This is a genomic window from Pseudomonas sp. GW821-FHT02B10 (assembly GCF_059421865.1).
In genome coordinates, this window is record NZ_JBWKVU010000020.1 from 43,888 (window position 1) to 57,263 (window position 13,376).

General features: G+C 65.9%; 7 protein-coding genes. All 7 read left to right on the top strand.

What is annotated here, in order from left to right:
- The first annotated feature begins 72 nt into the window (after positions 1-72).
- The 7 genes from AC07VU_RS29335 (at position 73) to AC07VU_RS29365 (ending at position 13,277) form a co-directional block, all read left to right on the top strand.
- Complete coding sequence (locus tag AC07VU_RS29335) at positions 73-456, top strand: AprI/Inh family metalloprotease inhibitor (RefSeq protein ID WP_495030945.1); 384 nt, start codon at positions 73-75, stop codon at positions 454-456.
- Between the two features lie 240 nt (positions 457-696).
- Positions 697-2,508 carry a type I secretion system permease/ATPase gene (locus tag AC07VU_RS29340; protein ID WP_457276497.1) on the top strand — a complete coding sequence of 604 codons (1,812 nt, stop codon included), beginning with the start codon at positions 697-699 and terminating at the stop codon, positions 2,506-2,508.
- A 14-nt stretch (positions 2,509-2,522) separates the two neighbouring features.
- Entirely contained in the window at positions 2,523-3,839 is a 1,317-nt protein-coding gene (locus tag AC07VU_RS29345) for an HlyD family type I secretion periplasmic adaptor subunit (protein ID WP_371858260.1), read from the top strand.
- Positions 3,840-3,841: 2 nt separating this feature from the next.
- Positions 3,842-5,197, top strand: a complete 1,356-nt coding sequence (locus AC07VU_RS29350) for a TolC family outer membrane protein (RefSeq protein ID WP_457276496.1) — start codon at positions 3,842-3,844, stop codon at positions 5,195-5,197.
- A 72-nt stretch (positions 5,198-5,269) separates the two neighbouring features.
- Positions 5,270-8,257, top strand: coding sequence for an autotransporter serine peptidase EprS (gene eprS / locus AC07VU_RS29355; RefSeq protein WP_457276495.1), 2,988 nt, complete (start codon positions 5,270-5,272; stop codon positions 8,255-8,257).
- Positions 8,258-8,455: 198 nt separating this feature from the next.
- A complete protein-coding gene (locus AC07VU_RS29360; RefSeq protein WP_274303278.1) occupies positions 8,456-11,539 on the top strand; it encodes an autotransporter serine protease in 3,084 nt (1,027 codons plus the stop codon).
- A 37-nt stretch (positions 11,540-11,576) separates the two neighbouring features.
- Positions 11,577-13,277 (top strand): polyurethane esterase, encoded by a 1,701-nt coding sequence (locus AC07VU_RS29365; protein ID WP_274303276.1) that lies wholly within the window; start codon positions 11,577-11,579, stop codon positions 13,275-13,277.
- Positions 13,278-13,376 lie beyond the last annotated feature (99 nt).

Consider the following 13,376-nt stretch of genomic DNA (forward strand, 5'->3'; position numbering starts at 1 on the left):
CGCTCAGGCGTCGCCCTCTGACCTTGCATTGACAGGCGAACTGCCTGAGGCTGTGGCCCGGAGCAACCCCCTATGATTCGAACTGCCTTGATCGCTAAGGCCGGCGCGTACCTGATCGCGACGCTGATGATGTTTTATGGAGAGACAAGCATGGCAAGCAGCCTGAGATTGGCGGACCCCGCGGAACTGGCCGGGCACTGGCAACTGTCGCAGCCGGCGCAACCTGCCAACCACTGTGCCCTGGACCTCGAGCTGAACGGCACCCTGGGCGCCGGCGCCGAGTGTTTTTCCGCCTGGCTGGGCGATGCGGCCATTGGCTGGTTTCCCGAGCCGGACGGTATTGCCGTGACGGGCAAAGAGGGTTCGAAGATCATCTTTCTAAGTCGCCAGAAAGAAGGCTTATATCAAGGCACTTTGAAATCAGACATCACGATTATATTGCAGCGCGCACCCTGAGTTATCGCGGCTGTATGCATCTTTAAATGTATCTGTATGGATAAGCGTATAAGGCAGTGCCATATACGCGATGTCCTTCGTTCGATTAAAGACAACTAAATAACTAGAACTCCGTTTCGTCTGACGGTAGAGTTCTTTCGCCTGTCCGCCGCAATAAATCCAATAATGTCCCGACTCAAGTACGGGCGGTTTATTTGTCCTGCGCCCCTGGCACGGGATATTACAGCTCAGGAAAGACCAATGAAGATGGCGAAGACCACTGCACCGCTGTTCAAGGCACTGGGCGATTACAAAGGCATTCTGATCAGCGTCGGGTGTTTCACCGCCCTGATCAACGTGCTGATGCTGGTCCCCTCGATCTACATGCTCCAGGTCTACGACCGGGTCCTTTCCTCGCAGAACGAAACCACCCTGGCGATGCTGTCGCTGATGGTGGTCGGGTTCTTCGCATTCATCGGCCTGCTGGAGGTGGTGCGCAGCTTCATCGTCATTCGCATCGGCAGCCAGCTGGAGCGGCGTTTCAACCTGCGGGTCTACCAGGCGGCGTTCGAGCGCAACCTGTTTCGCGGCGAAGGCCACGCCGGGCAGTCCCTGGGCGACCTGACCCATATCCGTCAGTTCGTCACCGGTCCTGCGTTGTTCGCCTTCTTCGACGCGCCCTGGTTCCCCATCTACCTGTTCGTGATCTTCCTGTTCAATACCTGGCTGGGGGTGTTCGCCACCGCGGGCGCGGTCTTGCTGATCGCCCTGGCGTACCTCAATGAGGCGATGACCAAGAAGCCTCTGGGCGAGGCCAGCGGCTATTCGCAGAAATCCACGCAACTGGCCACCAGCCACCTGCACAACGCCGAGACCATCCAGGCCATGGGCATGCTCGGCGCGCTGCGCAAGCGCTGGTTCGAGGTGCATTCGCGTTTTCTCGGCCTGCAGAACCAGGCCAGCGACACCGGCGCGGTCATCGGCTCGCTGAGCAAGACCCTGCGCCTGTGCCTGCAATCGCTGGTGCTGGGCCTGGGGGCCTTGCTGGTGATCAAGGGCGACATGACCGCCGGGATGATGATCGCCGGCTCGATCCTGATGGGCCGGGTGCTGAGCCCGATCGACCAGTTGATCGCCGTCTGGAAGCAGTGGAGTTCCGCCAAGCTGGCCTACCAGCGCCTGGACTCGCTGCTGCAGGCCTTCCCGCCGAGCGACACGGCGATGTCGCTGCCGGCGCCCAAGGGCCAGGTGAGCTTCGAGCAGGTCAGCGCCGGCCCGCCGGGCAAGCGCATGGCGACCTTGCAGCAGGTCAGTTTCAACCTCGGGGCGGGGGAGGTGCTGGGGGTGCTCGGCGCTTCCGGCTCCGGCAAATCCACCCTGGCCCGGGTGCTGGTGGGCGTATGGCCGACCCTGGCCGGCACGGTGCGCCTGGACGGCGCCGATATCCATCGCTGGAACCGCAACGAACTGGGGCCTCACATCGGTTATCTGCCCCAGGACATCGAGCTGTTTTCCGGGAGCATCGCCGAGAACATCGCGCGCTTTCAGGAAGCCGACCCGCAGCAGGTGGTGCAGGCCGCGCAACAGGCCGGCGTGCACGAACTGATCCTGCGCCTGCCCCAGGGTTACGACACCCTGCTGGGCGATGACGGCAGCGGCCTGTCCGGCGGCCAGAAGCAGCGCGTGGCCCTGGCCCGAGCGCTGTATGGCCAGCCGCGCCTGGTGGTGCTCGACGAGCCGAACTCCAACCTCGACACCGTGGGCGAAAGCGCCCTGGCGTCGGCCATCGCGCAGATGAAGGCCCAGGGCACCAGCGTGATCCTGGTCACCCATCGCTCCTCGGCGCTGGCCCAGGCCGACAAGCTGCTGGTGCTCAACGAAGGGCGCCTGCAGGCCTTCGGCCCGAGCCAGGAAGTGCTCAAGGCGCTGTCCAGTGGTGCCCAGGCACAACACCAAAACCAGGCCCAAAACCAGGAACAGCAGCAGCGGGAAAAAACCTCGGCCCCGACGGCCCCGGGCGGCTTGAGCATGAGCCGCCAGTATCAGGCCCCGACACGGAACCCAGGCGCATGAGCAAAGACAGCGAAATGATGATCGAACAAGGTTACGCGCCGGAGCGTCCCGAGCGCGATGCGCGGTTTTTTGCGCGCATGGGCTGGGTCCTGGCGCTGGCCGGTGCCGGCAGCTTTTTTCTCTGGGCGGCCCTGGCGCCGCTGGACCAGGGTATCCCGGTGCAAGGCACGGTGGTGGTCTCGGGCAAGCGCAAGGCCGTGCAATCCATGAGCGGCGGGGTGGTCAGCCGGATCCTGGTGCGCGAAGGCGAGGCGGTGAAGCAGGGCCAGCCGCTGTTCCGCCTGGACCAGACCCAGGTCGAAGCCGACGTGCAGTCGCTGCAGGCGCAGTACCGCATGGCCTGGGCCAGCCTGGCGCGCTGGCAGAGCGAGCGCGACAACCTCAAGCAGGTGAATTTTCCCGAGGCCCTGAGCGCCGATCCCGATCCACGCCTGGCCCTGGTGCTGGAAGGCCAGCGGCAACTGTTCAGCAGCCGCCGCGAAGCCTTCGCCCGCGAGCAGGCCGGGATCCGCGCCAATATCGAAGGCGCCACCGCGCAACTGGCCGGGATGCGCCGCGCGCGTACCGACCTCAACAACCAGGCCGAGTCCCTGCGCCAGCAGCTGGCCAACCTGCAGCCCCTGGCGGATAACGGCTACATCCCGCGCAACCGCCTGATGGAGTACCAGCGCCAGCTGTCCCAGGTGCAGCAGGAACTGGCGCAGAACACCGGCGAAAGCGGGCGGGTGGAGCAGGGCATTCTCGAGTCGCGGCTCAAGTTGCAGCAGCACGGCGAGGAATACCAGAAGGAAGTGCGCAGCCAGTTGGCCGAAGCCCAGCTGAAAAGCCTGACCCTGGAACAGCAGCTGACCTCGGCCGGTTTCGACCTGCAGCACAGCGAAATCCTCGCGCCGGCCGACGGCATCGCGGTCAACCTTGGGGTGCACACCGAAGGCGCCGTGGTGCGCCCCGGGGAAAACCTGCTGGAGATCGTGCCCCAGGGTACTCGCCTGGAAGTGGAAGGGCACCTGCCGGTGAACCTGATCGACAAGGTCGGCAGCCACCTGCCGGTGGACATCCTGTTCACCGCCTTTAATCAGAGCCGCACGCCGCGGGTGTCCGGCGAGGTCAGCCTGATCTCCGCCGACCAGATGGTCGATGAAAAGACCGGCGTGCCGTACTACGTGCTGCGCAGCAGCGTCAGCGACCAGGCCATGGAAAAGCTCAACGGCCTGGTGATCAAGCCGGGCATGCCGGCGGAGATGTTCGTCCGTACCGGCGAGCGCTCGCTGCTCAACTACCTGTTCAAACCCCTGCTCGACCGGGCGGGTTCCGCATTGACCGAGGAATAAGGATGTTCCGTCGCATGAGTCAGCTTTCCATCTTCGGAGCCACAGTCGCTTTACTGGTATGCACCCACGCCCAGGCCATGGGGCCGTTCCAGGTCTACGAACAGGCCCTGCGCAACGACCCGGTGTTCCTCGGCGCGATCAAGGAGCGCGATGCCGGCCTGGAGAACCGCATCATCGGCCGCGCCGGGCTGTTGCCGAAACTCAACTACAGCTACAACAAGGGCCGCAACAACTCCCAGGCCACTGTGCCCGACGGCCGCGGCGGCACCAGCCACGATGACCGCAACTACGACAGCTACGGCTCCACCTTCACCCTGCAACAGCCGCTGATCGACTACGAGGCCTATGCCTCCTACCGCAAGGGCGTGGCCCAGGCGCTGTTCGCCGACGAGAACTTTCGCGGCAAGAGCCAGGAACTGCTGGTGCGGGTGCTGACCTACTACACCCAGGCGCTGTTCGCCCAGGACCAGATCGAGATCGCCCAGGCCAAGAAGAAGGCCTTCGAGCAGCAGTTCCAGCAGAACGAGCACATGTTTCGCCAGGGCGAGGGCACCCGCACCGACATCCTCGAAGCGGAATCGCGCTATGAGCTGGCGACCGCCGAGGAGATCGAGGCCCGCGACGAGCAGGACGCGGCGCTGCGCGAGCTGGGCGCGTTGATCGGCGTGCCGACCGTGGACATCCGCGACCTCGACCCGCTGCGCGAGCGTTTCGAGTCCTTCACCCTGTCGCCGGCCAACTACGACGCCTGGCATGAACTGGCGATCAGTAACAACCCGAACCTGGCCTCCCAGCGCCAGGCCGTGGAAGTGGCGCGTTACGAGATCGAGCGCAATCGCGCCGGCCATCTGCCGCGGCTCAGCGCCTATGCCACCTCGCGCCGGGTCGAGTCGGAAAGCGGCAACACCTACAACCAGCGCTACGACACCAACACCATCGGCATCGAAATCAGCATGCCGCTGTACGCCGGTGGCGGTGTCTCGGCGGCCACCCGCCAGGCCAGCCGGACCATGGAACAGGCCGAGTACGAACTGGATTCGCAGACCCGCACCACCCTGATCGAACTGCGGCGCCAGTTCAGCGCTTGCTTGTCCGGGGTCAGCAAGCTGCGGGCCTATCAGAAGGCGCTGACCTCGGCCGAGGCCCTGGTGGTCTCGACCAAGCAGAGCATCCTCGGCGGCGAACGGGTCAACCTCGACGCGCTGAACGCCGAACAGCAGCTGTACACCACGCGCCGCGACCTGGCGCAGGCCCGCTACGACTATTTGATGGCCTGGACCAAGTTGCACTACTACGCAGGCACCCTGCGTGAAGACAACCTGGCCCGGGTCGACGAAGCCTTCAGGCCCGGATCATGAACTGACAAAAAGGCGGCCGCGGGCGGCCCGACCTGACATTTTCGACAAAAACAAAAAACGAGAAGTCATCACATGGATAGACGCTTTTATCAGCTCAAGGCGCTGAGTCGCCGCTCGTTGCTCGCTTGCTCCACGCTGTCGGCGGTAGCACTGCCGGGCATGGCCCAGGCGCAGTACCAGGAAACCGGCCAGTTGGGGGTGCCGGCCAGCTGGCAATCGGCCGAATACACCCAGGACTGGGGCCTGGAGCGCATGCGCGCCAGCTCCGCCTATGCCGCCGGCATCACCGGCAGCGGGGTGAAGATCGGTGCCCTCGACTCGGGCTTCGACGCCAGCCATGGCGAAGCCTCGCCCGAGCGCTTCCACGGGGTCACCGCCACCGGCACCTATGTCGATGGCACGTCGTTCAGCGTCTCCGGGGTGCTCAACGGCAACAACGACAGCCATGGCACTCATGTCACCGGCACCATGGGCGCGGCCCGCGACGGCGTTGGCATGCACGGCGTGGCCTTCAATGCCCAGGTCTACGTGGGCAACACCAACAAGAACGACAGCTTCCTGTTCGGCCCGACCCCGGACCCGCAGTACTTCAAGGCGGTATACGGCGCCCTGGCGGATGCCGGGGTGCGCGCCATCAACAACAGCTGGGGCAGCCAGCCGCCGGGTGTCAGCTACCAGACCCTGGGCGACTTGCACGCCGCCTATGCCCAGCACTATGGCCAGGTCACCTGGCTGGACGCGGCGGCCGATATATCGCGCCAGGGCGTGATCAACGTGTTCAGCGCCGGTAACAGCGGTTACGCCAACGCCAGCGTGCGCGCGGCGCTGCCGTACTTCCAGCCGGAGCTGGAAGGCCACTGGCTGGCGGTGTCTGGCCTGGATGCCAATAACCAGCAGCGCTACAACCAGTGCGGCATCGCCAAGTACTGGTGCGTGGCCGCGCCCGGGCGGCTGATCTCCAGCACCGTGCCCGGCGGCGGTTACGCCACCAAGTCCGGCACCTCGATGGCCGCACCCCATGCCACGGGCGCGCTGGCCCTGGTGATGGAGCGTTATCCCTACATGAATAACCAGCAGGCCCTGGAGGTGCTGCTGACCACCGCCACCCAGCTGGACGGCTCGATCACCGAGGCGCCCACCAGCCTGGTCGGCTGGGGCGTGCCCAACCTGGAGCGGGCCATGCACGGTCCCGGGCAGTTGCTGGGATCGTTCGACGCCAACCTGGGTGCCGGGCAGGGCGATGTCTGGAGCAACGACATCTCGGACAAGGCGCTGTTGCAGCGCCAGGGCGAGGACGCCGCCGAACACGCGGCCTGGCAACAGACCCTGAAGGACAAGGGCTGGGAAAACGGCCTCGGCGCCGGCGCCAGCCAGCAGGACAAGACCGACTACGCCGTCGGCATGGCCCGCGACGCGGCCGCCGCGCAGCGGGTGTACGAGGGCAGCCTGATCAAGTCCGGCGCCGGCTGGCTGGTGCTCAGCGGCAACAACAGCTATCGCGGCGCGACCACGGTCAACGGCGGCTTGCTGACAGTCAATGGCTCGCTGGCCTCCAGTGTCACGGTCAATGACGGCGGCACCCTCGGCGGTTCCGGACGGATCGGCGCGCTGCTGGCCAACAGCGGCGCCACCGTGGCGCCGGGCAACTCCATCGGCACCTTGCAGGTGGCGGGGGACGTGACCTTCCAGCCGGGCTCGACTTATGCCGTGGAGCTGTCGTCCACCAGCAGCGACCGCATCGTCGCTGGCGGCAAGGCCACCCTCAACGGCGCCGGGGTCACCCTGGCCCTGGAAAACAGCCCGCAGCTGCTCAGCCTGGAGCAGACGCAAAGCCTGATCGGCAGCCAGTACCAGATCCTCCAGGCGGCGAACGGCATCGACGGCCGCTTCGGCTCGGTGGAACCGAACTATCTGTTCCTCGGCGGCAGCCTCGATTATTCGGCCAGCGGCGTGCAGCTGAGCATCGGGCGTAACGCCACCTCGTTCGCCAGTGTCGGCCTGACCCCGAACCAGCGCTCGGTGGCGGCCGCCGCCGAGCAACTGGGGGCCGGTAACCCGGTGTATGAAAGCCTGCTGCGCTCGCCGAGCGCCGGTGTGGCGCAACAGGCGTTCCAGCAGCTGTCCGGGGAAATCTACCCGGCGCTGGGTTCGATGCTGCTCAACGACAGCCGGCAGCTGCGCGATGCGGTCGGCGAGCGTCTGCAGGTCCCGGGCGCGGTGGTGCAGAGCGAGGGTAACCTCTGGCTCAAGGTGCTGGGGGCCTGGGGCAAGAACGACGGCAGCCACGACACCGAGGGCTACAACACGTCCATCGGCGGGTTGCTGCTGGGGGCCGATGGCGCGCTCAGCGACAGCACGCGCCTGGGCGCCTTCGCCGGCTACAGCGACAGCTCCCTGAGCATGGGCGGCGGCACCCATTCCAAGGCCTCGGTGGACAGCTATCACCTGGGCACCTACCTCGGCCACGAGCTGGGCGCCTGGCGCCTGAGCGCGGGCGCGGCCCACAGCTGGCATCGCGCCGACGTCAAGCGCGACCTGCAGTTCGGCGACGTCAGCGGCAAGCAGAAAGCCAAGGTCGATGTCCGCACCAGCCAGGTCTTCGGCGAGGCGGCTTATCGCCTCGACCTGCCGGCGCTGGCCCTGGAACCGTTCGCCAACCTGGCCTACGTGCACCTGCACCGCGACAGCTTCAGCGAGAAGGGCGACGCCGCGGCGTTGAAAGGCGGCAGCGACAGTCGTGAAGCCGCACTCAGTACCCTCGGCCTGCGCGCCCTGAAAAGCCTCGAGCTGTCCGGGCCAACCCGCCTGGACCTTTCCGGCTCCCTGGGCTGGCAGCACAACCTGAGCAATACCCGGGCCGAGGAACACCTGGCCTTTGCGTCCGGCGGCACGCCGTTCAGCGTCGAAAGCACCTCGCTGCCGCGCAATGCCGCGCTGGTCGGCGCCCATGCCAGCCTGGCGCTGAGCCGGGACCTGCGCCTGAGCCTGGATTACAACGGCCAGCTGGCCAGCCGTGAGAAGAACCACGGGGCGGGGTTGAGCCTGAACTGGCAGTTCTGACCCGGCTTTTGACAGCGCCGTGTCGACGCAAGGTCGCGTCGACACGGCAGCCGCTATCGGTACAGCACGGCTCGCCGTTGGCGGGCCGGCTGTTCGGTAAAACCACCCGCGCCGGGTCTGGTGCGGCGTTTCCTCTAGCAAGGCAACTATTTCCAGCAAGGCAACTATTTCTAAGCAAGGCAACTAAGGAAGGTACCGATGAAATACAGATTTACGGGGGCTGCTCCGGCGGCCAACAGCCTGGTGCGCGCCTCCTGCGGCGCTTTGATCTGTGGCCTGGCCGTGGCGGGTAACGCCCAGGCCGCGCCTTATGTCGAAAGCGGCCAGCCGGGCGATCCCGGCAGTTGGCGCAGTGCCGAGTTCAACGCCGAATGGGGCCTGGGGGCGATCCATGCCGAGCAGGCGTATGCCGCCGGTTATACCGGCAAGGGCGTCAAGCTGGGGATCTTCGACCAGCCGGTGTATGCCCAGCACCCGGAATTCAGCGGCAGCAACAAGGTGATCACCCTGGTCACCAGCGGCATCCGCGAATACACCGACCCTTACATTCCGGTCAAAGCCGGCGATGCCTTCCGTTATGACGGCACGCCTTCGGTGGGCTCCGACGGCAAGCTCGGCTCCCACGGCACCCATGTCGGCGGGATCGCCGCCGGCAGCCGCGACGGCGGGCCGATGCATGGCGTGGCCTTCGACGCGCAGATCATCAGCGCCGAAAACGGCGACCCGGGCCCCGAGGACGGGATCATTCTCGGCAACGACGGCGCGGTCTACCGGGCCGGCTGGGATGCCCTGGTGAACAGCGGCGCGCGGATCATCAACAACAGCTGGGGCATCGGCATCACCGACCGCTTCGACCAGGGCGGTCGCGACCCGGCCTTCCCGCATTTCACCGTGCAGGACGCGCAGTTGCAGTTCGACCAGATCCAGCCGCTGCTGGGCACCCGCCAGGGTGGCGCCTACAGCGGGGCGATCGACGCGGCTCGCGGTGGCGTGCTGACCATCTTCGCCGCCGGCAACGACTACAACCTGAACAATCCGGACGCTATCGCCGGCCTGGCCTATTTCGTGCCGGAAATCGCGCCGAACTGGATGACGGTGGCGGCCTTGCAGAAGAACCCTGACACCGCCAGCCCCAATCCCTACACCCTCAGCACCTTCTCCTCGCGCTGCGGCTACACCGCGAGCTTCTGCGTCTCGGCGCCGGGTACGCGGATCTACAGCGCGGTGATCGGCGGCACCAACCTGGACGACATGACCATCGGCTACGCCAACAAGAGCGGCACCTCGATGGCCGCGCCCCATGTGGCGGGCGCGGCGGCGGTGCTGATGGAGCGCTTTCCGTACATGAGCGCTTCGCAGATCGCCACGGTGCTGAGGACCACCGCCACCGACATGGGCGATCCGGGCATCGACGCGCTGTACGGCTGGGGCATGATCAACCTGCAAAAGGGCATCGACGGCCCGGGCATGTTCGTCACCGAAGCGGACATTCCCCAGGAATTCCGGGTCGAAGGCGCCTACGGCTCCGGCCAGTTCGTGGTCGACCTGCCCGGCATCGGCGCCGTGGTGGATGCCGGCAAACCCACCGAGCGCCTGTGCACTGGCCTGTCTTGCGGCCTGGATGTCTGGCGCAACGACATTTCCGGACACGGCGGCCTGACCAAGCAGGGCATCGGCACCCTGGTGCTGACCGGCAACAACAGCTACAGCGGCCCGACCCTGGTCAATCAGGGGCGCCTGGCCATCAACGGTTCGCTGGCCTCGGCGGTGACGGTCAATGACAGCGGCATTCTCGGCGGCAACGGGCGCATCGCCGCGCTGACCGCCAACCGTGGCGGTACCGTGGCGCCGGGCAACTCGATCGGCACCTTGCAGGTGGCGGGCGACGTGACCCTGCAACCGGGCTCGACCTACGCGGTGGAGCTGTCGCCCACCAGCAGCGACCAGATCGTCGCTGGCGGCAAGGCCACCGTCGAAGGGGCCAACGTGACCCTGGCCCTGGAGAACAGCCCGACCCTGCTCAGCGCCCGCGAGGCGCAAAGCCTGCTCGGCCGGCAATACAACATCCTGCAGGCGGCCGGTGGCATCGAAGGGCGCTTCGGTTCGGTGGCGCCGAACTACCTGTTCATTGGTGGCAGCCTCGACTACTCGGCCAGCGGCGTGCAGTTGCAGGTCGCGCGTAACGCCACGTCCTTCAGCGACGTCGGCCTGACCCCGAACCAGCGTTCCGTGGCGGCCGCCGCCGAGCGACTGGGGGCGGGCAATCCGGTGTACGAAAGCCTGCTGCTGTCGGAGAACGCCGCCAGCGCGCAACAAGCCTTCCAGCAACTGACCGGGGAGATCTATCCGGCCATCGGCACGCTGCTGATCAACGACAGCCGCCAGCTGCGCGATGCGGTGGGCGACCGTCTGCGTCAGGACGGCCTGCTCGATTCGTCGGCGCCCGCGGCCAGCGACAACAATGTGTGGTTCAAGGTGCTGGGGGCCTGGGGCAAGGCCGACGGCGGTTATGACCATGCCAACTACACCACTTCGATCGGCGGCCTGCTCGCCGGGGTCGATGGCTTGATCGCCGAAGACACTCGTCTCGGCCTGTTCACCGGCTACAGCGACAGTTCCCTGAGCATGGGCGACGGCACCCATTCCTCGGCCTCGGTGGACAGCTATCACCTGGGTGCCTACCTGGGTCATCAGCTGGATGCCGTGCGCCTGAGCGTCGGCGGTTCCTATAGCTGGCATCGCATCGATGTGAAGCGCGACCTGCAATACGGCGAGTTCTCCGACCGGCAAAAGGTCAAGCGCGACGCCCAGACCGCCCAACTGTTCACCGAAGCAGCGTGGCAAGTGGCGCTGCCGGGTGTGGCGCTGGAGCCCTTCGTCAATCTGGCCTACGTGCATGTGGGCAGCGACAGCTTCCGCGAAAAAGGCGGGGCCACCGCGCTGCGCGGTGGCGATGACAACCGCGACGCGGTGCTCTCGACCCTCGGCCTGCGGGCCAGCAAACGCTTCGCCCTGTCCGATGCCCGGCAGTTGGAACTGGCCGGCACCCTCGGCTGGCAGCACAACCTGAGCGACACCCATTCGGACCAGCACCTGGCTTTTGCCAATGGTGGTTCGTTCAACATACAGAGCGTTGCGCTGGATCGTAACGCCGCTGTGGTCGGGGCTCGCGCCGGCCTGTTGCTGGGGCGCGATACCCGGGTAAACCTGGACTACAACGGCCTGCTGGGTTCTCGGGACAAGAGTCACGGGGTCGGCCTGACCCTGGACTGGCAGTTCTGAGGCCTGCGGGCCAATGACCATAAGAGTGAGACACAACATGGGTGTATTCGATTACCGGAGTTTCAAGGGCGAGGCGGGCAAGGCGCTGTACAGCGATGCCCTGGCGTTGACGCTCTACGCCTACACGCCCACCGGGCAGCCGTTGGCGTCGGGCTGGACGGCGATTGGTGCCGAGCGGCTGGGGTACCAGGGCAAGGTCGGGCCCCAGGGCACCTTCTTCGGCGAGCAGCCAGGCTTTACCAGCGCCGAAGTGGAGGTGCTGGGGCGTTACGACGAGGCCGGCAAGTTGCTGTCGATCGGCATCGCCTTTCGCGGCACTGGCGGCCTGGGCTTGGGCGATACCCTGGGCGACATCAAGAACAACCTGCTGGCGGCGGTCGGGCCGGTGGGTTATGCGGCGAACTACAGCAAGAATGCCTTCGACAAGCTGTTCGCCAGCGTCGCCGAGTTCGCCAAGGCCCAGGGCCTGAGCGGCCAGGATGTACTGGTCAGCGGCCACAGCCTGGGCGGCCTGGGGGTCAACAGCCTGGCCGAGCTGAGCGGCGAGCACTGGGGCGGTTTCTACGCCGACGCCCGCTATGTGGCGTTCGCCTCGCCGACCCAGGGCCCGGGGGACAAGGTGCTGAACATCGGCTACGAAAACGATCCGGTGTTCAGGGTGCTCGACGGCACCACCTTCAACGCTTCGTCCCTGGGCAGCCATGACAAGGTCCAGGCGTCGGCGACCAACAACATCGTCAACTTCAACGAGCACTACGCGTCGACCCTGGAGAATCTGCTGCCGCAGAGCATCCTCAACCCGCTGTCGTGGAAGGCCCACGGTTCCGCGGGTTACGCCGATGGCTTGAACCGGGTGGTGGATTCGGCGTTCTACGACCTGACCAGCAAGGACTCGACCCTGATCGTCTCCACCTTGTCCGAGGCCAATCGGGGCAAGACCTGGGTCGAGGACCTCAACCGCAACGCCGAACCGCACAAGGGCAGCACCTTTATCTTCGGCACCGACGGCAGCGACCTGCTCAAGGGCGGACGCGGCAACGACTTCATCGAGGGCCGCGACGGCAACGACACCTTCCGCGACGCGGGTGGCTACAACATCCTGCTGGGTGGCAAGGGGCATAACGTCTTCGACCTGCAGCAGTCGCTGGGCAAGTTCAGCGTGGTCAACGATGGTGACGGCACCTTGTACGTGCGCGATGCCTACGGCGGCATCAGCATGACCCGCGATATCGGCGCGCTGGTGAGCAAGGAGCCGGGTTTTGCCTGGGGCCTGTTCAGCAAGGAGGTGACCCACAGCGTGACCGACCAGGGCCTGCTGGCCGGCAACCAGTTGACCCACTACAACCATTCGCTCAATGGCGACGCCTACGGCAATGCGCTGGTGGCCAGCGTCGACGGCGACTGGCTGTTCGGTCACGGCGGCGACGATGTGCTGCGCAGCGATAAGAGCGACGTGACCTTTGTCGGCGGCGCCGGCAACGACGTCATGTACTCCAGCGGCGGCGGGGCCAACACCTTCCTGTTCAGCGGCGCCTTCGGCTTCGACGCGATCCATGGCTACCAGGGCAGCGACAAGCTGGTGTTCATGGGCGTGGCGGGCGCGGGGCAGGGCTACGACTACACGCAGCACCTGTCACAGAGCGGCCAGGACACCTTGCTCAGCGTCGGCGACTACGCCGTGACGCTGGTCGGGGTCGCGCCGGACAGTCTTTCCGCAGGGGGGATCGTCTTTGCATAGATAAGTAGCAAAAAGCATTGCACTAAGGATGGGGCGCCAGCGGAGGGCGTCCCGTCCGCGTGAGCTATCTCGAATAAAGTTCAACAACAAAGAGAGGCA

Bases quoted from the DNA above. Each gene is read 5' to 3' on its own strand.
- AC07VU_RS29360 (WP_274303278.1), top strand. From the start codon at position 8,456: ATGAAATACAGATTTACGGGGGCTGCTCCGGCGGCCAACAGCCTGGTG.
- eprS (WP_457276495.1), top strand. From the start codon at position 5,270: ATGGATAGACGCTTTTATCAGCTCAAGGCGCTGAGTCGCCGCTCGTTG.
- AC07VU_RS29345 (WP_371858260.1), top strand. From the start codon at position 2,523: ATGATGATCGAACAAGGTTACGCGCCGGAGCGTCCCGAGCGCGATGCG.
- AC07VU_RS29340 (WP_457276497.1), top strand. From the start codon at position 697: ATGAAGATGGCGAAGACCACTGCACCGCTGTTCAAGGCACTGGGCGAT.
- AC07VU_RS29335 (WP_495030945.1), top strand. From the start codon at position 73: ATGATTCGAACTGCCTTGATCGCTAAGGCCGGCGCGTACCTGATCGCG.
- AC07VU_RS29350 (WP_457276496.1), top strand. From the start codon at position 3,842: ATGTTCCGTCGCATGAGTCAGCTTTCCATCTTCGGAGCCACAGTCGCT.
- AC07VU_RS29365 (WP_274303276.1), top strand. From the start codon at position 11,577: ATGGGTGTATTCGATTACCGGAGTTTCAAGGGCGAGGCGGGCAAGGCG.